The sequence below is a fragment of the Klebsiella sp. RHBSTW-00215 genome, assembly GCF_014103785.1.
In the GTDB taxonomy this organism is placed as follows: Bacteria; Pseudomonadota; Gammaproteobacteria; order Enterobacterales; family Enterobacteriaceae; genus Klebsiella.
Genome location: NZ_JABXQS010000001.1, coordinates 1673147 through 1694118 on the forward strand (window position 1 = coordinate 1673147; position 20972 = coordinate 1694118).

19 protein-coding genes and 4 tRNA genes are annotated in these 20972 nt (G+C 55.6%); 18 read left to right on the plus strand and 5 right to left on the minus strand.

Going from position 1 to position 20972, the window contains the following annotated elements; genetic code table 11:
- Positions 1–16 precede the first annotated feature (16 nt).
- From rfbA to HV127_RS08040, 12 genes are all read left to right on the plus strand, one after another.
- On the plus strand, positions 17–898 hold the full coding sequence (gene rfbA / locus HV127_RS07985; RefSeq protein ID WP_182235549.1) for a glucose-1-phosphate thymidylyltransferase RfbA: 882 nt from the start codon (positions 17–19) through the stop codon (positions 896–898).
- The gene (gene rffC / locus HV127_RS07990) at positions 876–1550 is read left to right on the plus strand and encodes a dTDP-4-amino-4,6-dideoxy-D-galactose acyltransferase (RefSeq protein ID WP_182235550.1); all 675 of its coding nucleotides are present in this window, start codon (positions 876–878) and stop codon (positions 1548–1550) included. Before rfbA ends, rffC begins: the two co-directional genes overlap by 23 nt.
- Positions 1551–1554: 4 nt before the next feature.
- Positions 1555–2685, plus strand: a complete 1131-nt coding sequence (gene rffA, locus HV127_RS07995; RefSeq protein ID WP_110276883.1) for a dTDP-4-amino-4,6-dideoxygalactose transaminase — start codon at positions 1555–1557, stop codon at positions 2683–2685.
- Position 2686: 1 nt separating this feature from the next.
- On the plus strand, positions 2687–3937 hold the full coding sequence (wzxE, locus tag HV127_RS08000; RefSeq protein WP_182235551.1) for a lipid III flippase WzxE: 1251 nt from the start codon (positions 2687–2689) through the stop codon (positions 3935–3937).
- A complete protein-coding gene (locus HV127_RS08005) occupies positions 3934–5013 on the plus strand; it encodes a TDP-N-acetylfucosamine:lipid II N-acetylfucosaminyltransferase (RefSeq protein WP_182235552.1) in 1080 nt (359 codons plus the stop codon). The genes wzxE and HV127_RS08005 overlap by 4 nt, the downstream gene beginning before the upstream one ends.
- The gene (gene wzyE / locus HV127_RS08010) at positions 5010–6356 is read left to right on the plus strand and encodes an ECA oligosaccharide polymerase (protein ID WP_182235553.1); all 1347 of its coding nucleotides are present in this window, start codon (positions 5010–5012) and stop codon (positions 6354–6356) included. The genes HV127_RS08005 and wzyE overlap by 4 nt, the downstream gene beginning before the upstream one ends.
- Positions 6357–6367: 11 nt before the next feature.
- Positions 6368–7108 carry a lipopolysaccharide N-acetylmannosaminouronosyltransferase gene (gene wecG / locus HV127_RS08015; RefSeq protein ID WP_182235554.1) on the plus strand — a complete coding sequence of 247 codons (741 nt, stop codon included), beginning with the start codon at positions 6368–6370 and terminating at the stop codon, positions 7106–7108.
- A gap of 241 nt (positions 7109–7349) precedes the next feature.
- The gene (locus tag HV127_RS08020; protein ID WP_182235555.1) at positions 7350–8735 is read left to right on the plus strand and encodes an amino acid permease; all 1386 of its coding nucleotides are present in this window, start codon (positions 7350–7352) and stop codon (positions 8733–8735) included.
- A 102-nt stretch (positions 8736–8837) separates the two neighbouring features.
- Positions 8838–8914, plus strand: a tRNA-Arg gene (locus tag HV127_RS08025).
- A gap of 55 nt (positions 8915–8969) precedes the next feature.
- Positions 8970–9045, plus strand: a tRNA-His gene (locus HV127_RS08030).
- Between the two features lie 22 nt (positions 9046–9067).
- Positions 9068–9154: transfer RNA gene (locus HV127_RS08035), tRNA-Leu, on the plus strand.
- Positions 9155–9199: 45 nt separating this feature from the next.
- Positions 9200–9276 (plus strand) — tRNA-Pro (locus HV127_RS08040).
- A gap of 457 nt (positions 9277–9733) precedes the next feature.
- On the opposite strand, the gene hemY is transcribed toward HV127_RS08040, so the two are convergent.
- Genes hemY through hemC form a run of 4 tightly spaced genes read right to left on the minus strand, consistent with a single transcriptional unit; the run spans position 9734 to position 13821 of the window.
- Positions 9734–10930 carry a protoheme IX biogenesis protein HemY gene (hemY, locus tag HV127_RS08045; protein WP_182235556.1) on the minus strand — a complete coding sequence of 399 codons (1197 nt, stop codon included), beginning with the start codon at positions 10928–10930 and terminating at the stop codon, positions 9734–9736.
- Positions 10931–10933: 3 nt separating this feature from the next.
- Positions 10934–12121 (minus strand): uroporphyrinogen-III C-methyltransferase, encoded by a 1188-nt coding sequence (gene hemX, locus HV127_RS08050; RefSeq protein ID WP_182235557.1) that lies wholly within the window; start codon positions 12119–12121, stop codon positions 10934–10936.
- A gap of 21 nt (positions 12122–12142) precedes the next feature.
- Positions 12143–12883 (minus strand): uroporphyrinogen-III synthase, encoded by a 741-nt coding sequence (hemD, locus tag HV127_RS08055; protein WP_182235558.1) that lies wholly within the window; start codon positions 12881–12883, stop codon positions 12143–12145.
- Complete coding sequence (hemC, locus tag HV127_RS08060) at positions 12880–13821, minus strand: hydroxymethylbilane synthase (RefSeq protein WP_182235559.1); 942 nt, start codon at positions 13819–13821, stop codon at positions 12880–12882. Before hemC ends, hemD begins: the two co-directional genes overlap by 4 nt.
- Positions 13822–14167: 346 nt before the next feature.
- Here hemC and cyaA point away from each other — a divergent pair, with 346 nt between their 5' ends.
- Positions 14168–16717, plus strand: a complete 2550-nt coding sequence (gene cyaA / locus HV127_RS08065) for a class I adenylate cyclase (protein WP_110276873.1) — start codon at positions 14168–14170, stop codon at positions 16715–16717.
- Positions 16718–16860: 143 nt separating this feature from the next.
- Here the strand turns inward: cyaA and cyaY are convergent, their stop codons facing one another.
- Complete coding sequence (gene cyaY, locus HV127_RS08070) at positions 16861–17181, minus strand: iron donor protein CyaY (protein WP_182235560.1); 321 nt, start codon at positions 17179–17181, stop codon at positions 16861–16863.
- 347 nt (positions 17182–17528) lie between these two features.
- Here cyaY and HV127_RS08075 point away from each other — a divergent pair, with 347 nt between their 5' ends.
- The 5 genes from HV127_RS08075 to yigB are packed head-to-tail and all read left to right on the plus strand — an operon-like array spanning position 17529 to position 20905.
- Positions 17529–17732, plus strand: coding sequence for a lipoprotein (locus HV127_RS08075; RefSeq protein WP_110276916.1), 204 nt, complete (start codon positions 17529–17531; stop codon positions 17730–17732).
- A 29-nt stretch (positions 17733–17761) separates the two neighbouring features.
- Positions 17762–18586, plus strand: coding sequence for a diaminopimelate epimerase (gene dapF, locus HV127_RS08080; RefSeq protein WP_112216144.1), 825 nt, complete (start codon positions 17762–17764; stop codon positions 18584–18586).
- A complete protein-coding gene (locus HV127_RS08085; RefSeq protein ID WP_181484145.1) occupies positions 18583–19290 on the plus strand; it encodes a DUF484 domain-containing protein in 708 nt (235 codons plus the stop codon). The genes dapF and HV127_RS08085 overlap by 4 nt, the downstream gene beginning before the upstream one ends.
- Entirely contained in the window at positions 19287–20189 is a 903-nt protein-coding gene (xerC, locus tag HV127_RS08090; protein ID WP_182235561.1) for a tyrosine recombinase XerC, read from the plus strand. The genes HV127_RS08085 and xerC overlap by 4 nt, the downstream gene beginning before the upstream one ends.
- Positions 20189–20905 carry a 5-amino-6-(5-phospho-D-ribitylamino)uracil phosphatase YigB gene (gene yigB / locus HV127_RS08095; RefSeq protein ID WP_181484143.1) on the plus strand — a complete coding sequence of 239 codons (717 nt, stop codon included), beginning with the start codon at positions 20189–20191 and terminating at the stop codon, positions 20903–20905. Before xerC ends, yigB begins: the two co-directional genes overlap by 1 nt.
- Positions 20906–20972: the final 67 nt, after the last annotated feature.

Below are 20972 nucleotides of genomic sequence, written 5' to 3' on the forward strand. Positions count from 1 at the left end.
TGCTTGAGGGGGAAAAATGAAAGGTATTATCCTGGCAGGCGGTTCTGGTACCCGCCTGCATCCGATCACGCGCGGCGTCTCAAAGCAGCTGCTACCCATCTACGACAAGCCGATGATCTACTACCCGCTCTCGGTGCTGATGCTGGCCGGGATCCGCGAAGTCTTGATTATCACCACGCCGGATGACCAGCGCGATTTTCAGCGCCTGCTTGGCGATGGCTCAGAGTTCGGCGTGCAGTTAAGCTATGCCGCCCAGCCTAGCCCGGACGGATTAGCGCAGGCGTTTATCATCGGCGAGGAGTTCCTCAACGGCGAACCCTCATGCCTGGTGCTGGGCGACAACATCTTTTTCGGTCAGGGTTTTAGTCCGAAGCTGCGCAGCGTAGCGGGCCGCACAACCGGGGCGACGGTGTTCGGCTATCAGGTCATGGATCCTGAACGCTTTGGCGTGGTGGAGTTTGATGACGATTTTCGCGCAATCTCGCTGGAAGAGAAGCCAAAGCAGCCCAAATCCAATTGGGCGGTGACCGGCCTCTATTTCTACGACGGTAAAGTGACGGAGTACGCGAAAAAGGTTAAACCCTCGGCGCGCGGCGAGCTGGAGATTACCTCCATCAATCAAATGTACCTCGACGATGGCGCATTGACGGTGGAGCTGCTGGGCCGTGGTTTTGCCTGGCTGGATACCGGCACGCACGACAGCCTGATTGAAGCCAGCATGTTTGTACAAACCGTTGAAAAACGCCAGGGTTTCAAAATTGCCTGTCTGGAGGAGATCGCCTGGCGTAACGGTTGGCTGGACGACGACGGCGTCAAACGTGCGGCGAAGCAACTGGAAAAAACCGGCTACGGCCAATATTTACTGGATCTTCTCCGTGCCCGCCCGCGCCAGTATTGATCCCCTGGAGTGGGAAAACCGCTTCTTTGGCGTCAACAGCGCTATTTTGCGTTTTGGCACTGACGCGCCGCTGCTGACGGCGCAAGCGTTGTCCGGATGGTCGCGGGTGCAGGCGAAAGTCGCGGCGGACGACGCCGCCCGCCTGGATGCGCTGCAGGCATTAGGCTTTCGGCTGGTGGAGGGGGAGGTCGATCTTGCGCTTGCGCTGACTGCCTCTGACGATGTCGGAGCTGAGCTGGCGACAGAGGTGGATATTCCCCGGCTGCGCGAGCTGGCGGCGCTGGCCTTTGCTCAGAGCCGTTTTCGCGCCCCCTGGTACGCTGTCGATGCCAGCGGTCGTTTCTACGCCCAGTGGATTGAAAACGCGGTGCGGGGGACTTTCGATCACCAGTGCCTGATTTTTCGCGCGCCCGATGGCGATATCCGCGCGTTTGTCTCTCTGCGCCAGCTCAACGAAGGCGAGGCAAGGATTGGCCTGTTAGCCGGACGCGGAGCCGGAGCGGAACTGATGCAGGCGGCTCGGCACTGGGCCGCGCTGCGTGAACTGACTACATTGCGGGTGGCGACCCAGATGGGCAACACCGCCGCGCTTAAACGTTACATTCTTAGCGGTGCGAATGTGGAAAGCGCCGCGTACTGGTTATACAGGTGAAATGATGATTCCATTTAACGCGCCGCCGGTGGTGGGAACCGAACTTGATTATATGCAGTCCGCAATGGGCAGCGGTAAGCTGTGCGGCGATGGCGGTTTTACTCGCCGTTGTCAGCAGTGGATGGAGCAGCGCTTCGGCACGGTAAAAGCATTGTTGACGCCGTCCTGCACGGCCTCATTAGAGATGGCCGCGCTGCTGCTGGATATCCAGCCGGGCGATGAAGTGATAATGCCAAGCTATACCTTCGTCTCCACCGCCAACGCCTTCGTGCTGCGCGGCGCGAAAATTGTCTTCGTCGACATTCGTCGCGATACCATGAATATCGATGAAACGCTGATTGAAGCGGCCATCACCGAGAAAACCCGCGCGATTGTGCCGGTCCACTATGCGGGCGTGGCCTGCGAGATGGACACTATTATGGCCATCGCCAACAAACACGACCTGTTTGTGGTGGAAGATGCCGCCCAGGGCGTGATGTCGACTTACAAAGGCCGGGCGCTCGGCACCATCGGTCATATTGGCTGCTTCAGCTTCCATGAAACCAAAAACTACACCGCGGGCGGTGAAGGCGGCGCGACGCTGATTAACGATCGTAAGCTGGTGGAGCGTGCGGAGATCATTCGCGAAAAAGGCACCAACCGCAGCCAGTTCTTCCGTGGTCTGGTGGATAAATACACCTGGCGCGATATTGGCTCCAGCTACCTGATGTCCGATCTACAGGCGGCCTATCTATGGGCACAGCTGGAAGCGGCGGAGCGTATTAACCAGCAGCGCCTGACGCTATGGCAGAGCTACTATGACGCGCTGTTGCCGCTGGCGCGCGCCGGTCGCATTGACCTGCCGACTATCCCGGCTGATTGCGGGCAAAACGCGCACATGTTTTATATCAAGCTGCGCGATATTGATGATCGCAGCAAGCTGATCGCCTGGCTGAAAGAAGCGGAGATTCTGGCAGTGTTCCACTATATTCCACTGCATAGCTGCCCGGCGGGGGAGAACTTCGGCGTGTTCCACGGTGCGGATCGTTATACCACCCAGGAGAGCGAGCGCCTGCTGCGCCTGCCGTTATTCTACAATTTGTCGGCGGTAAACCAGCGTACGGTGATTAACTCGCTGCTGAGCTATTTCTCCTGATATGTCGCTGGCTAAAGCTTCTCTGTGGACAGCCGCGTCCACGTTGGTCAAAATCGGGGCGGGACTGCTGGTCGTTAAACTGCTGGCGGTATCGTTCGGCCCGGCAGGGGTGGGTCAGGCGGGTAACTTCCGCCAACTGGTGACCGTACTTGGCGTGCTGGCTGGCGCCGGGATCTTTAACGGCGTGACTAAGCTGGTGGCTCAGCATCATGACGATCGCCAGCAGCTGAATAAAGTCATTGGTACCTCTTCGGCGATGGTGCTCGGTTTCTCAACTCTGCTGGCACTGATTTTTCTGCTGGCGGCTGCGCCGATAAGCCAGGGACTATTTGGTCATCAGCAATACCAAAACATGGTCCGCCTGGTGGCGCTAGTGCAGATGGGAATTGCCTGGGCGAACTTCCTGTTAGCGCTGATGAAAGGTTTTCGCGATGCGGCGGGCAACGCGCTGTCGCTGATCGCCGGGAGCCTGATTGGCGTGGCGGCATACTATGCCTGCTATCGCTTCGGCGGCTATCAGGGCGCATTGCTCGGCCTGGCGCTGGTGCCTGCTCTGGTGGTGGTTCCGGCAGCTATCGTGCTGTGGCGGCGCGGTAATATCCCGCTGAGTGCGCTGCGTCCGCGCTGGGACAATGGCCTGGCGGGACAGCTGTCGAAGTTTACCCTGATGGCGCTGATCACCTCGGTGACGCTGCCGGTCGCCTACGTGATGATGCGTAACCTGCTGGCGGCCCATTATGGCTGGGAGGCGGTGGGGATCTGGCAAGGCGTCAGCAGCATTTCCGACGCCTATTTGCAGTTTATTACCGCTTCGTTTAGCGTGTACCTGCTGCCTACGCTCTCTCGCCTGACTGCCAAAGCGGACATCACCCGCGAGATTGGCAAATCGCTGAAATTTGTCCTCCCGGCGGTAGCGGCCGCGAGCTTAACCGTGTGGTTGCTGCGCGACTTCGCCATCTGGCTACTTTTTTCTGACCGCTTTACGGCGATGCGCGATCTCTTCGCCTGGCAACTGGTGGGAGATGTGCTGAAGGTTGGGGCGTATGTTTATGGCTATCTGGTGATCGCCAAGGCCTCGCTGCGTTTTTATATTCTGACGGAAATCAGCCAGTTCACGCTGTTGACCGCATTCTCGCACTGGCTTATCCCGGCGCACGGCGCAATCGGCGCGGCGCAGGCGTATATGGCTACTTATATTGTTTATTTCGCTCTCTGTAGCGGCGTGTTTTTACTTTGGCGTAAACGGGTATGACAGCACTGATACATGTATTGGGATCGGATATCCCTCACCATAACCAGACCGTTCTGCGGTTCTTTAATGACGAGCTGGCCGTCGATGACGAGCAGGCTCGTACGTTTATGGTCGTCGGTGATGCGACAGGAATTCGCGAAGCGTATCCCGCGCTATCCATCACCTGCTTTGCAGGGAAAAAGTCGCTGGCACAGGCGGTTATTGCGCTGGCAAAGGCCAACCGGCAGCAGCGCTTTTTCTTTCATGGCCAGTTCAATACCGGGCTGTGGCTGGCGTTGCTCAGCGGTGGGATCCGCCCGGCGCAGTTTAACTGGCATATCTGGGGCGCGGATCTGTATGAGAATTCCGCCAGCCTGAAGTTTCGCCTGTTTTATCCGCTACGGCGTATGGCGCAGGGGCGAGTAGGGCGAGTATTTGCCACCCGAGGCGACCTGAGCTGGTTTGCTGTTCGTCATGCGCGCGTGCCCGGGGAATTGCTCTACTTCCCGACCCGCATGGACCCGAAGCTGAATTCTCTGGCGGATAGCGCCCCGCGCGACGAGACGCTGACTATTCTGGTGGGTAATTCCGGCGATCGCAGCAATGAACATATTGCGGCGCTGCGCGCGATTCACCAGCAGTTTGGCGATACGGTCAACGTTGTCGTGCCGATGGGCTATCCGGCCAATAATAGCGACTACATCAACGAAGTCCGCGAGGCCGGCGCGGTGCTGTTTAGCCCGCAGCATCTTCAGGTGCTGGGTGACAAGCTGGCGTTCGATGATTACCTTGCCCTGCTGCGCCGCTGCGATCTCGGCTACTTCCTGTTTGCCCGCCAGCAGGGTATCGGTACGCTGTGCCTGCTGATTCAGGCGGGGATCCCCTGCGTACTGAATCGGGATAACCCATTCTGGCAGGATATGTCAGAGCAGCATATTCCGGTACTCTTTACCGGCGATACGCTGGATGTGGGCGTTGTACGTGAAGCGCAGCGGCAACTGACCAGTGTGGATAAAAATCAGATTGCCTTCTTTCGTCCAAATTACCTGGCGGGCTGGCAACGAGCGTTGCGGATTGCCGCGGGGGAGGGCGCATGACATTAATGCAATTTAGCGGGCTGCTGCTGGTCTGGCTGCTGTCAACGCTATTTATCGCCACCGCGACTTACTTTGAATTTCGCCGCGTACGTTTCAACTTCAACGTCTTTTTCTCGTTGCTGTTCTTGCTGACCTTTTTCTTCGGCTTCCCGTTGACCAGCATTCTGGTGTTCCGTTTCGATGTGGCGGTGGCCCCGCCGGAAATTCTGCTGCAAACCCTGCTGGTCGCAGTCTGTTTTTACGCGGTTTACTACGTCACCTATAAAACGCGGTTGCGCCTGGCGACCCAGAGTCATCAGCATCGCCCATTGTTTACCATGAACCGCGTGGAGACCCATCTGACCTGGGTCATTCTGCTGGGCCTGGCCCTGCTTTGCGTCGGGATCTTTTTTGCGCATAACGGCTTCCTGTTATTCCGGCTCAACTCCTATAGCCAGATCTTCTCCAGCGAAGTCTCCGGCGTGGCGCTAAAACGCTTTTTCTACTTTTTTATTCCGGCGATGCTGGTGGTCTATTTTCTGCGTCAGGATTATAAGGCGTGGATTTTTTTCCTCGTCAGCACCGTCGCGTTTGGCCTGCTGACCTACGCTATCGTCGGTGGCACCCGTGCGAACATTATCATCGCTTTTGCCATTTTCCTGTTTATCGGCATTATTCGCGGCTGGATTAGTTTGTGGATGCTGGCGGCGGCGGGCGTGCTGGGTATCGTCGGTATGTTCTGGCTGGCGCTCAAGCGCTATGGCATGAACGTGAGCGGTGACGAGGCGTTTTATACTTTCCTCTATCTGACCCGCGATACCTTCTCGCCGTGGGAAAATCTGGCTTTGCTGCTGCAAAACTACGACAAGATTGAGTTCCAGGGCCTGGCGCCAATCATTCGCGATTTTTACGTCTTTATCCCCAGTTGGCTGTGGCATGGTCGTCCGACAATGGTGCTCAATACCGCGAACTATTTCACCTGGGAAGTGCTGAATAACCATTCTGGCCTGGCGATTTCGCCGACTCTGATTGGCTCACTGGTGGTGATGGGCGGCGTCTGGTTTGTACCGCTGGGCGCGGTGGCGGTTGGGCTAATCATTAAATGGTTTGACTGGCTGTACGAGCTTGGCAACCGGGAGACGAACCGCTATAAAGCGGCGATCCTGCACAGTTTTTGTTTCGGCGCTATCTTCAATATGATCGTGCTGGCGCGCGAAGGGCTGGATTCATTCGGCTCCCGCGTGGTTTTTTTCCTCGTTATCTTTGGTCTCTGCTTGCTGGCGGCAAAGCTGCTGTACTGGTTCCTGGATAGCGTAGGACTGATTCATAAGCGGGTTAAACCGCTGACGCAACCTCAAGTCTGATAAGGGTGTACATGACTGGGACTACATCCGCGCCGTTGTATCTGCTGAGAGGCTTGCAACTCATTGGTTGGCGCGATATGCAACACGCTCTGGATTATCTGTACGGCGATGGTGAGCTCCGCAAGGGGACGCTGGTTGCAATTAATGCAGAGAAGATGCTGGCGGTAGAAGACAACCCCGAGGTTCGGGCGCTGATTGAAGCCGCAGAATTTAAATATGCTGATGGCATCAGCGTGGTGCGCTCATTACGTAAAAAATATCCTCAGGCACAGGTATCGCGCGTGGCCGGAGCCGATTTATGGGAAGCGCTGATGGAGCGCGCTGGCGTTCAGGGAACGCCGGTGTTTCTGATTGGCGGCAAGCCGGAAGTGCTGGCGCAAACCGAGCGGCAGCTTCGCCAGCGCTGGAACGTGAATATCGTCGGTAGCCAGGACGGCTATTTCGCCGCCGATCAACGTCAGGCGCTGTTTGAACGCATTCGCGAGAGTGGGGCGAAAATTGTCACCGTGGCGATGGGCTCGCCGCGTCAGGAGATCCTGATGCGCGATTGCCGGAATATTTATCCGCAGGCGCTGTATATGGGTGTCGGCGGGACCTATGATGTCTTTACTGGTCACGTACAGCGGGCACCAAAATTCTGGCAGGACCTTGGGCTGGAATGGTTTTATCGCCTGGTGTCGCAGCCGAGCCGGATAAAAAGACAGGCCCGACTGCTACGCTATTTACGCTGGCATTACACCGATAAGCTTTGACATTCCACTACGTTCTGGCGAGTTTACCTGGGTATTCTGTGTAATGTATTCACTCGCCTGATACTTTATTTGCCATTTCCATAAAATTCATTAACCATTCGCATGCTTAATACGCGACGGGCAGGTTTTGCCGTCGCTCAGGCAGGGCTTTCCATTTTATTTATTCATAAAAATAACCGGGATATATACACCTTCGTTTGGAGTGCAATAAATCCGGAGCAGGGCAAACACAAGAGGCTATATGACTGAGAAAAAAGCGGAACTTCAGCGTGGGCTGGAGGCGCGGCATATTGAGCTAATCGCCCTTGGCGGCACGATTGGCGTGGGTTTATTTATGGGAGCGGCAAGTACGCTGAAGTGGGCCGGGCCATCGGTCCTGCTGGCGTACATTATCGCGGGATTGTTTGTCTTCTTTATCATGCGTTCGATGGGCGAAATGCTGTTCCTCGAACCGGTAACCGGCTCGTTCGCCGTTTACGCACATCGCTACATGAGTCCGTTTTTCGGCTATCTCACCGCCTGGTCCTACTGGTTTATGTGGATGGCGGTCGGGATATCGGAAATTACCGCTATCGGGGTTTACGTCCAGTTTTGGTTCCCGGATATGGCGCAGTGGATACCGGCGCTGATTGCCGTTGGGCTGGTGGCGTTGGCGAACCTGGCGGCGGTGCGGCTATATGGTGAAATCGAATTCTGGTTCGCGATGATTAAAGTCACCACCATTATCGTGATGATTGTGGTTGGGCTGGGCGTTATTTTCTTTGGCTTTGGCAACGGCGGACACTCCATTGGCTTTGGTAACCTGACCGAGCATGGCGGCTTCTTTGCCGGCGGCTGGAAAGGCTTCCTGACGGCGCTGTGCATTGTGGTCGCCTCCTACCAGGGCGTTGAACTTATCGGTATTACTGCCGGTGAAGCTAAGAACCCGCAGGTCACTCTGCGCAGCGCGGTAGGCAAGGTGCTGTGGCGTATCCTGATTTTCTACGTCGGTGCGATTTTCGTTATCGTGACTATTTTCCCGTGGGATCAGATTGGCTCCAACGGCAGTCCGTTTGTGCTGACCTTTGCCAAAATCGGCATTACCGCGGCGGCGGGAATTATTAACTTTGTGGTGCTGACGGCGGCACTTTCCGGCTGTAACAGCGGTATGTACAGCTGTGGGCGTATGCTTTATGCGCTGGCAAGAAATCGCCAGTTGCCTGCGGCGATCGCCAAAGTCTCGCGTAATGGTGTGCCGGCGGTGGGTGTTGCGCTGTCGATACTGATTCTGTTAGTTGGTTCTTGCCTGAACTATGTCATCCCTAATCCACAGCGGGTCTTCGTCTATGTCTACAGCGCCAGCGTGCTGCCGGGTATGGTGCCGTGGTTTGTGATTCTGATTAGCCAACTGCGTTTTCGCCTTGTGCATAAAGAAGCGATGGCCAGCCATCCGTTCCGCTCTCTGCTGTTCCCTTGGGCGAACTATTTAACGATGGCGTTCCTTATTTGCGTGCTGATAGGTATGGGATTTAATGACGATACCCGCATGTCGCTCTTCGTCGGGATTATTTTTCTGGCGGCTGTCACGCTCATTTATAAGGTTTTTGGCCTCGGACGACGCGGAAACGTTGATAATGTGGCGGAATAAGCGACAAAATGCACAAAGCATGAGCAAACGGTAATTTTCTTTAAAAAGGCACTAGACAGCGGGGTAGGAAGTCCGTAATATCCGACCCCGCAACGGCGCTAAGCGCCCGTAGCTCAGCTGGATAGAGCGCTGCCCTCCGGAGGCAGAGGTCTCAGGTTCGAATCCTGTCGGGCGCACCATTTACCCGGTGCTGGAGCTGCGGTGGTTTAATACCGCGTAAAAAGATTTGTAGTGGTGGCTATAGCTCAGTTGGTAGAGCCCTGGATTGTGATTCCAGTTGTCGTGGGTTCGAATCCCATTAGCCACCCCATTATTTAGAAAGTTGTGAACATGCGATGGTGGCGGAATTGGTAGACGCGCTAGCTTCAGGTGTTAGTGTTCTTACGGACGTGAGGGTTCAAGTCCCTCCCTTCGCACCACGACTTTATAAAGAATTGAACTAAAAATTCAAAAAAGCAGTACATCGGCGAGTAGCGCAGCTTGGTAGCGCAACTGGTTTGGGACCAGTGGGTCGGAGGTTCGAATCCTCTCTCGCCGACCAATTTTGAACCCCGCTTCGGCGGGGTTTTTTGTTTTCTGAATTTGCCAAAAACTCTCTTATCCCCATGATCTTACTAAAAATATCTCGCTGATTGTGACGCGATTTATTATGCGGAATACTCCCAATTCATTACTCTCATAGATGCAATTTCCGTAGATCCTGTGCGATAATGAACGGGTAGATGCTCATTCCATCTCTTATGTTCGCCTTAGTGCCTCATAAACCCAGGAATGATGCAGAGCCGTTTACGGTGCTTATCGTCCACTGACAGATGTCGCGCAAGCCTCATCAAACACCATGGACATTACGTTGAGTGAAGCACCCAATTTGTTGTCAAACAGACCTGTTTTAACGCCTGCCCTGGTTTCAGAGCAGGCGTTTTTTTATTTGGGAGCGTGAAGCATTTGCAGAAGGGGAGTGCTATCGCCCCCAGTGGAGGCGATAGTGAAGATCGAGCTTACTGCTGTGGATTGTTTTGTAACGTCAGCAGCAGACCGTCGCGGCGCATTGTTGCGGCTTCTTCCGGTTGATTCAGACGATCGAGAGTATCGGCCAGCCACGCGTAATCAAACGCATCCGGACGTTGCTTGAGCGCGGCGCGGAACGCGATGCTGGCTTCCTGCCACTCGCCGTGACGCATTAACGACTGTCCCAGCGTGCTCCACAGCAGCGGGCGGTCACCGACCGTTTTGAGCTGCTGGCGCAGCACCTTCTCCAGTTGCTCTGGGTTATTGGTTTTCAGACGCGGAATCGGCATCACCAGACGGTCGTCGTAGTGCTTTTTCAGGCCGTCGATAATAATCTGCTGAGCGGTATCATGGTCATCGCTTTCGATAAGGCGATTAGCCATTGCCACCTGTAGTGCCACCTGGCTGCGAGTTTTACGACTCTGGCTTTTCCACCAGTCGCGCAACCCTTCGCTGCCGCCATCGGCCAGCGCTTTATCCATCAGGCCAATCCACGCCAGCTGTTCCAGCTCAGCACGATGCTCTTCGTCGCTGACGTTGGCTTTTGCCATTGATGGAATGATATCCAGCAGTGAATTCCAGGCTCCGGTGCGGATATAGGCCTGCTCGGCCAGACGCAGCACTTCTGGATGACGCGGCGTGATTTCCAGCAGTTTGTCGATGCCGTGACGTGCTGCGTGGTTTTCATTGCGCGCCAGCTGCAGACGTACGCGAGTGATTTCGACCGGAATCAGATCGTCACCGGCCAGTTCGGTTGCGCGTTCCAGATGCTGGTTGGCGCGAGCTTCATCACCACGCTGCTGGGCCGCTTCCGCCGCCAGCAGGTAATTCACAACCGGTTGTTCCGCGTGATCGGCATTTTTTGCCATCAGCTTCTCAACCTGCTGATAATCGCCTTCTGCCAGCTTCAGCAGCGCCTGTTCGGTTTGCTTGCGGGCGCGACGGCGTTTACGGCCAACGAACCAGCCGCGGGTATGCGCGCCGGTGCGGAAAATACGCCGCAGCAGCCATTCAATCGCAAACAGGACCACCATGGTGAGGATCAGAATGATCGCTAACCCGGTGACGCTGGTTTCGATATTGTAGTTGTCGGTCTGGATCAGGACGTAGCCCTGATGTCCGGCGATCATCGGTCCAACGATAATTCCAGCGAGCAACAGCGCGAAGAGTAAGAGAATTTTCAACATGCGTTACTCTCCTTGTGGCGCAGGCGTTGGCGCGGGGGCTGCTGGCGTCGGTGCCGGGGCGTTGCTCTGCGGCGCGACGGGCTGAGCCATCAGATTACGGACCCGCGTCTGCATGAGTTTTTCAAGCAGGCCCTGGCTCTGCAGGGTTTCCGGTACGTCCATAGTGATGCTTTGCTGACTGAGTTTATCCACTTCCTCAAGGAAGGCTTTGGTGGTGGCATCGTCAGTATCGTAGTAGGCGCGAACCCAGGTGGAGACGTTATCCAGCGCTTGCTTGTAAGTCTCTTCCTGATGGCGCGGAACTGCCTGTGCCGCGACTAGCAGACGTGAGCGAATGTTCTCACGCAGGTAGACATCCTGATTCGGTGCCAGCAGCGGCACGGCCGTTTCATCGCGACGACGAACGGTAATAAAGCTGTCCATAAAGTTCTGCCAGCTTTTTTGCAGATTCACTCGCCACTCGCTGATGGAACTGGATAGCTCATCGCTATCGGAATCCATCGGGGAGTCATCATCGTTATTGTCTGCCAGACGCAAATTATCGATCTGGTTGGCAAGCTGGTTCACTTTCAGGATGATGCCGTCATAGTCCACCTGACTCACGGCGGAAAGCGAAGCGATATCGTCGGTGATGGCGCGGCGAGCGCTAATCAGGCTTGGGTCGTTCATATCGGCGAGGCTGGCGTCTGCACTTTTCAGCAGCGCGGCGGCGGTCGTCACGTCCTGATCGCTCCACAGCTTGCGCCCGGCCAGTTTCACCAGAAAATCAGCCTGCGCCAGCAGCCAGGTTTTGGCGTCGCTACCGGAGATAATGGCAACTTTTTCCTGTACCTCTTCAAGCTTCTTCGTTAATGAATCTTGTTGGCGCTGGGCTTCCGTCAACTGGTCGGCTTGCTGCTTAATAATGCCTTCGAGTTCGCTTTTTTGGCTTTCCTGCGCTTTTTGCAGCGTGGCGATCTGGCTGGATAGCTCGGCGCTGGTTTCGCTCTGACGGGTTGCCTGAGTTTTCGTGAGGCCGTAAAGACCTACGCCAGCGGCGAGGGCGATAGCAATCGCTATTGCGCTCAGGGCGAGACTGGTTTTACTGCCGCCGTTTTTCTTTTCTACATTATTCTTTTCTGGCTGTGGTGTCTTTTCCACGGCCTCCCTGGTCTCTTCAACCACGGCGGATTGATTCTGTTGTTCCGTCATTATGGCTTCCAATGTTGAGAGTTATTGTAATGCGCGTAGCAGCGCATCGTTGTCGGCGCTATCGGCAACCTGGATATCCTGCCAGCCCAATTCCCTGGCTTGTTCGGCCAGACGTTCACTGACAACTAAAATGCGACAGCTCAGGAGCCAATGTTCGCGGTACCACTGCGGTATTAGCGCCCAAAGCTGCTGCAGCATCTCACCGCTGGTAACGACCAGCGTTGAAACTCCGCGATTCTGCCAGCGCATTGCTTCTTCTGCGCCATCATAGTGCCTTGCACTACGTTGATAACATTCACAAAAAGTGACATCCGCGCCGCGTTCACGGAGCGTTTCACCGAGTAATTCTCGCCCACCATTGCCGCGCAGAATGAGGGCTTTTTTCCCCGCAATGTTTTGTAATTCAGGTAATTGTAGCAAGACTTCACTGATTTCCCGATCTAACGGATAGCGAATATCATGATTGCTGACTTTGTGCAGGGCTAGCGCAGTGGTGCGACCAATTGCAAAATAATCAGGTGCAGAGGGCCAGCGCAGGCCCTGTTGTTGCAGGCGGGCGTGGGCAAACTCTACAGCATGCTGCGATAGTGCGAAGAGTAAATCGCCTTCCGTCAACCTTGCCAACTGGTCGCTCAGTGCGGGGAGCTGACGACCGGGGGTAAACTCAATGAGCGGAAAGCTCCAGGCCACACGTCCCTGCGCGCGCAGGCGACTGACCAGCTCTTCGCCTTGCGGCAGAGGACGGGTGACCAGAATGCTCATCGAGGCGCAACTCCTGCATATACAGCGGCGAGAATGTCGCGAGCGCCGTTATCCAGCAGTTCTTCAGCGAGGGAGACGCCGAGGGTTTCGGCATCTTCCGCACGACCGCGCCGTTCGCCGCGAACCATCCGCGAGCCATCCGGCGCACCGACCAGCGCGCGTAACCAGAGTTCGCCGTTGATAAGCTCAGCATAACTGCCGATTGGGACCTGACAGCCGCCTTCAAGACGGGTGTTCATCGCCCGTTCGGCGCGTACGCGTATGGCCGTTTCCGTATGATTCAGTGGGGCCAGCAGCGCTTTAGTCCACTCATCGTCAAGACGGCATTCGATACCGACCGCCCCCTGACCCACTGCGGGCAGGGATTGCTCTGGTGACAGCGGCTGGCGAATCCGCGCTTCCAGCTTCAGGCGCTTAAGTCCCGCCGCCGCAAGAATAATGGCGTCATACTCACCGCTGTCCAGTTTACCCAGGCGCGTACCGACGTTACCGCGCAGAGAGCGGATCACCAGATCCGGACGATCGGCGGCCAGCTGGCACTGACGGCGTAAACTTGACGTGCCAACAATGCTGCCGTGCGGCAGTTCATCAATGGACGCATAGTGATTTGAGACAAACGCATCGCGCGGGTCTTCACGTTCGCAAATGGTGACCAGCCCCAGTCCCTCGGGAAAATCCACCGGGACATCTTTCATGGAATGGACGGCAATATCGGCGCGACCGTCCAGCATGGCCAGTTCTAATTCTTTGACAAACAGGCCCTTGCCACCCACTTTTGCAAGGGGAGTATCAAGGATCACGTCGCCGCGGGTGACCATTGGCACCAGTTCGACCGAGAGCTGCGGATGGCAGGACTCCAGGCGTTCTTTCACATAATGTGCCTGCCATAGCGCAAGCGGGCTTTGCCGTGTGGCAATTCTCAAAACTTTGTCTAACATGCTTGTTACCGTCATTGTCGACCACTAACCATCCTAACATTGTTGTCTTAGGGATGTTAGTTTTGTGGGGAAAGGGTCTCGGCCTTCTTTTTTAGCCTTTCATGCGCCAGCCGATTACCGCAAACGTAGTGAAGAATTTACACGTAGTAAACGATGCTACACTTGTATGTAGCGCATCTTTCTTTACGGTCAATGAGCAAGGTGTTAGATTGATCACGTTTTAAACCATTTGTCAGTCAGCAGTTCATCACAACCACACCGACGACGAATGGTGACGGTTTTTGTTGAAATACTGAAATCCTCCGTACTATTGTACGTCGGGTTTTTGAACATCAGGCGATATGTCTTGTACCTCTATATTGAGACACTGAAACAGAGACTGGATGCCATCAACCAATTGCGCGTAGATCGCGCCCTTGCTGCTATGGGACCCGCTTTCCAGCAGGTTTACAGTCTACTGCCGACATTACTACATTATCATCACCCGTTGATGCCGGGTTACCTTGACGGTAACGTTCCCCGAGGCATTTGCCTCTACACGCCTGATGAAACCCAACGCCACTACCTTGACGAGCTTGAACTGCACCGTGGAATGCTGACGCAGGAGCCGCCGAAAGGCGAACTGCCGATCACCGGTCTTTACTCCATGGGCAGTACTTCATCCGTCGGTCAAAGCTGCTCTTCCGATCTCGACATCTGGGTTTGTCACCAAGCCTGGCTGGATACCGATGAGCGTCAACTGTTACAGCGTAAATGCAGCCTGCTGGAAAGCTGGGCGGCATCGCTGGGCGTTGAAGTTAGCTTCTTCCTGATTGATGAAAACCGCTTCCGTCATAATGAAAGCGGTAGCCTCGGCGGCGAAGACTGCGGTTCAACCCAACATATCCTGCTGCTGGATGAGTTTTACCGTACCGCCGTGCGCCTCGCCGGGAAACGTATTCTGTGGAATATGGTGCCGTGCGATGAAGAAGAGCATTACGATGATTACGTGATGTCGCTGTACTCGCAGGGGGTCCTGACGCCGAACGAATGGCTGGATCTCGGCGGCCTGAGCTCGCTGTCGGCGGAAGAGTACTTTGGCGCTAGCCTGTGGCAGCTCTACAAAAGTATCGACTCGCCGTATAAAGCGGTGCTTAAAACGCTGCTGCTGGAAGCTTATTCCTGGGAATATCCCAACAACCGCCTGCTGGCGAAAGATATCAAACAGCGCCTGCATGACGGCGAGATCGTCTCGTTTGGTCTCGATCCGTACTGCATGATGCTGGAGCGAGTAACCCTCTATCTGCAAGCCATTGAAGACGAAACGCGCCTTGACCTGGTGCGCCGATGTTTCTATTTAAAAGTCTGCGAAAAGCTGAGCCGCGAGCGCGCCTGCGTCGGCTGGCGTCGTGAAGTGGTTAGCCATCTGGTGAAAGAGTGGGGCTGGGATGAAAAGCGTCTGATGATGCTCGACAACCGGGCCAACTGGAAGATTGACGAAGTCCGTAAAGCGCACAACGAGCTGCTTGATGCGATGATGCAAAGCTATCGTAACCTGATTCGCTTTGCGCGCCGCAATAACCTGAGCGTTTCCGCCAGTCCGCAGGATATTGGCGTGCTGACGCGTAAGCTGTACGCCGCATTTGAAGCGCTGCCGGGGAAAGTCACCCTGGTAAACCCGCAAATTTCACCGGACCTGTCTGAACCGAATCTGACCTTTATCCACGTGCCGCCGGGCCGTGCCAACCGGACCGGTTGGTATGTCTATAACCGCGCGCCGGATATGGAATCGATCATTAGCCATCAGCCGCTGGAATATAACCGTTATCTTAATAAGCTGGTGGCCTGGGCCTGGTTTAACGGCCTGCTGACGTCACGAACTCGCCTGTTTATTAAGGGCAACGGCATTGTCGATCTGGCTAAATTGCAGGAGATGGTGGCCGATGTGTCGCACCACTTCCCGCTGCGCCTGCCTTCCCCAACGCCGAAAGCGCTGTACAGCCCTTGCGAAATTCGCCATCTGGCGATCATCGTTAACCTGGAATATGACCCGACGGCGGCCTTCCGCAATCAGGTGGTGCATTTCGACTTCCGCAAGCTGGATGTTTTCAGCTTTGGCGAAGAGCAAAAATGCTTGATTGGCAGCGTTGATCTGCTGTATCGCAACTCGTGGAACGAAGTGCGTACGCTGCACTTCAACGGCGAGCAGGCGATGATCGAAGCGCTGAAAACCATTCTTGGCAAAATGCATCAAGATGCCGCGCCGCCGGACAGCGTGGAAGTGTTCTGCTATAGCCAGCATCTGCGCGGGTTAATCCGCACTCGCGTGCAGCAACTGGTTTCCGAATGCGTCGAGCTGCGTCTCTCCAGCACCCGCCAGGATACCGGTCGCTTTAAAGCGCTGCGCGTTTCCGGGCAGACCTGGGGACTGTTCTTCGAACGTCTTAACGTCTCAGTGCAGAAGCTGGAAAACGCCATTGAGTTCTACGGTGCGATTTCGCATAACAAACTGCACGGCCTGTCGGTACAGGTGGAAACCAACCATGTCAGGCTGCCGCAGGTGGTGGATGGCTTTGCCAGCGAAGGGATTATTCAGTTCTTCTTTGAAGATGCGGATAACGATAACGGTTTTAACATCTATATCCTTGATGAGAGCAACCGCGCCGAGGTGTATCACCACTGCGAAGGCAGTAAAGAGGAGCTGGTGCGCGACGTCAGCCGCTTCTACTCGTCATCCCATGACCGCTTTACCTACGGTTCGAGCTTTATCAACTTTAACTTGCCGCAGTTCTATCAGATTGTTGATGTCGATGGCCGCGAACAGGTGATTCCCTTCCGCAGCCAGGTGATTGCCGCTGCGACCCTTGCTGCAGGTGAGGATTCCGCGACATCATCGATGTTGCAGCACTACTCCTGACCTGCCGCGTAGACCTGTGATTCCGTGCTGGTAAATTTCCCGGGGCGCTTCGCTTGCCCGGCTACGAGTACGTGCGGTGTAGGGTTTTGTAGCCCGGACAGATGCGTTAGCATCGCCTCCGGGGAAAATCGAAGCTTGCCGCCTTAACGAAAACTCACTTCTTCACCGGCCTGATTCGTTGCTGCCTGTTCCAGTAAATCCCAGAAGGTTTCGCCGCTGCGGTCGCAAATCCACTCATCGCCTTTTAGATCGAAATGATAGCCGCCTTGCTTGGTTGCCAGCCACACCTGATGCAGCGGCTCCTGACGGTTAATAATGATTTTGCTGCCATTTTCAAAACTGATGGTCAGCACGCCGCCGTTGATTTCGCAGTCGATATCGCTGTCGCCGTCCCAATCGTCCAGGCGTTCTTCAATGGTCATCCACAAGGTATCGGCCAGGCGATGGAATTCACTGTCGTTCATGGTTCAGTTCCGCTTTTTTTTGATAGTGGCGGCAGTATAGCGCAATCTACGACGACTTCGGCAGGTCACGCAGGCGGATAAACAGGAACAAAGTCACGATCGCCATCCCACGCGGTTGGTATTGCTAACGCCCCAACAAGTACGCAAAGCAGCTTTTTCTTCATCACCTGGTCATCCTGACAACACAAAGGTTAATGAATCACTAGAGCATATCTGGCAACGTTTTAGTGCTTTAACCATGGTGGAAAGCCGCTTTTCAGATTTCATAAAGCCGTCCTAAACGCTTGCTTTTACGTCTTCTCCTGCGATGATAGAAAGCAGAAAGAATGAATCACGGGCAACTATCCATGAAAAACGTTTTCCCAACGCTTGCCGTTTTATTAGCGGTCCTCAGCCTCACTGGCTGTGGCCTGAAAGGTCCGCTTTATTTCCCGCCAGCGGAAAAAACGGCACCCCCGCCGACCAAACCGGTTGATAGCGGTATCCAGAGCTCTACGCCGGATCGTAACGATCGCGGTGATAGCGGCGGCCCGACCCAGGTAAATTACTAACGTTCTGTTCCGCGCAACTGGAGTAGATAATGCAGTTTTCTAAAATGCATGGCCTTGGCAACGACTTTATGGTCGTTGACGCGGTAACGCAGAATGTTTTTTTCTCACCGGATCTGATTCGCCGCCTGGCGGATCGGCACCTTGGCGTGGGTTTCGATCAACTGCTGGTTGTTGAACCACCTTACGATCCGGAACTCGATTTCCATTATCGTATTTTCAACGCTGACGGCAGCGAGGTGGCGCAGTGCGGCAACGGTGCGCGCTGTTTCGCCCGCTTTGTACGCCTGAAAGGCCTGACCAATAAACGTGACATCCGCGTGAGCACGTCAAACGGTCGTATGGTATTAAGCGTAACGGAAGACGACCTGGTGCGCGTGAATATGGGTGAGCCGAACTTCGAGCCATCGCAGGTGCCGTTCCGCGCCAACAAAGCGGAAAAGACCTATATTATGCGCGCTGCTGAACAGACAGTATTGTGCGGCGTGGTGTCGATGGGTAACCCGCACTGCGTTATTCAGGTCGATGACGTGGAAACCGCGCTGGTGGAATCGCTCGGCCCGGTGATGGAAAACCACGAACGCTTCCCGGAACGGGCGAACATCGGTTTTATGCAGGTGGTCAGCCGTTCCCATATTCGTCTGCGCGTGTATGAACGCGGCGCGGGTGAAACTCAAGCCTGCGGAAGCGGTGCCTGTGCGGCGGCGGCAGTGGGTATCCAGCAGGGATTACTGGGTGAGGAGGTTCGCGTGGAATTACCCGGCGGGCGTCTTGATATCGCCTGGAAAGGCCCGGGCCAACCGTTGTATATGACTGGCCCGGCGGCACATGTCTATGACGGATTTATTCATTTATGAAACAAGTCGGGGAAGAACAGCAGGAAATCATCGGCACGCTGAATGACCGCGCAGTGGTGGACTATCTGTTGCAACATCCTGAATTCTTTATTCGTAATGCGGCTCTGGTGGAGCACATGTCTGTTCCGCATCCGGTGCGTGGTTCGGTCTCGCTGGTGGAGTGGCACATGGCGCGGGCGCGGAATCATATCAACGTTCTGGAAGAGAATATGACGTTGCTGATGGAGCAGGCGACGGCGAACGAAAGCCTGTTTCAGCGCCTGTTTCACCTGCAAACGCGGCTGGCTGCGGCCGAGAGCCTTGATGATATGCTAAACCGCTTTCATCGCTGGGCGCGTGAGCTGGGGCTGGCGGGCGCGACGGTGCGTCTGTTTCCGGATTGCTGGCGGCTCGGTGCACCATCCAAATTCACTCATCTGGCGCTGAGTCGCCAGGCGTTTGAACCTATCCGTATTCAGCGTCTTGGGCAGCAACGCCATTATCTTGGTCCGTTGAACGGCCCTGAACTGCTGGTCGCGCTGCCGGAAGCGAAAGCCATCGGTTCGGTCGCAATGTCGCTGCTCGGCGGCGATGATGCTCCCGGCGTCATGTTCTTCAGCAGTCGCGATCCCCAGCACTATCAGCAAGGTCAGGGAACGCAGCTGTTGCAGGAGATTGCTTCAATGCTCCCCGGATTGCTGGCGCGTTGGATTGAACGCGCATGACCGATTCTCCTCTGTTTGCCTCCGTAGAGCGCTTCTTACGTTATCTCGGCGTGGAGCGTCAGCTGAGCCCGATTACGCTGCTGAACTACCGGCGTCAGCTGGATGCGCTTATCGCGCTGGCGGAAAATACTGGGCTTAAAAGCTGGCAGCAGTGCGATGCTGCCCAGGTTCGGGGTCTTGCGGTGCGCAGCCGCCGTCTGGGGCTGGGGCCTGCCAGCCTGGCGCTGCGGCTTTCTGCCTTACGCAGCTTTTTTGACTGGCTGGTGAGCCAGGGTGAACTGACGGCCAATCCGGCGAAGGGCATCTCCGCGCCGAAAGCGCCACGCCATTTGCCGAAAAATATCGATGTCGACGACGTTAACCGACTGCTGGATATCGATCTTAACGATCCGCTGGCAGTGCGCGATCGGGCGATGCTGGAAGTGATGTACGGTGCAGGGCTGCGTCTTTCGGAGCTGGTGAATCTCGACATTAAGCACCTTGACCTGGAGTCAGGCGAGGTGTGGGTGATGGGCAAAGGCAGCAAAGAGCGCCGCCTGCCGATTGGCCGCAACGCGGTGGTGTGGATTGAGCACTGGCTCGACCTGCGCGGCCTGTTCGGTACCGATGACGACGCGCTGTTCTTATCCAAACTGGGTAAGCGAATTTCCGCGCGTAACGTGCAAAAGCGCTTTGCCGAATGGGGCATTAAGCAAGGTCTCAACAGCCACGTGCATCCGCATAAGCTGCGCCACTCCTTTGCCACCCATATGCTGGAGTCGAGCGGCGATCTGCGCGGGGTGCAGGAGCTGCTGGGCCATGCCAACCTCTCTACCACTCAAATCTATACCCATCTTGATTTTCAACACCTTGCCTCGGTGTATGATGCGGCGCATCCGCGCGCCAAACGGGGGAAATAATGCGTTTTTACCGACCTCTGGGCCAGATTTCAGCGCTGACGTTTGACCTGGACGATACCCTTTATGACAACCGCCCGGTGATTGATCGGACGATGCATGAGTCGCTGAGCTTTGTGCGCAGCTACCATCCTTCTTTAAGCCAATTTGACGCCAGCGAACTGAACCAACTGCGCCAGACCCTGCTAGCGACAGAGCCGGAGATTTACCACGATGTGACCGAATGGCGGCGTCGCGCGCTGGAGCTTGGGATGATCAACGCCGGGCTTTCTGCGGCGATGGCGAAAACCGGTGCCGACGAGGCGATGGCTAGCTTTGCCTACTGGCGCAGCCTCATCGACATCCCGCAAGAGACGCACGATACGCTGGCTAAACTCGCTGAAAAGTGGCCGCTGGTGGCGATTACCAACGGTAACGCCCAGCCGGAACTCTTCGGCCTGAGCGACTACTTCCGCTTCGTGCTGCGCGCGGGGCCGGATGGGCGCTCTAAACCCTTTGCCGATATGTATCATCTTGCGGCAGAACGGCTGACGCTTCCGCTGGGGGAAATTCTTCACGTCGGTGATGACTTAACGACCGATGTGGCTGGCTCGATTCGCTGCGGCATGCAGGCTTGTTGGATCAAACCGCAGGGCGCAGACCTGATGCACACCGCTGACAGCCGCCTGCTGCCGCACATCGAAATTTCACGGTTGGCATCTCTGACCTCGCTGATATAATCGTCAGTAGTTCTGTATAAATTAACAGTAGCCCGGTGAACTGAACGTTGCCGGGCGTCTCATTTCC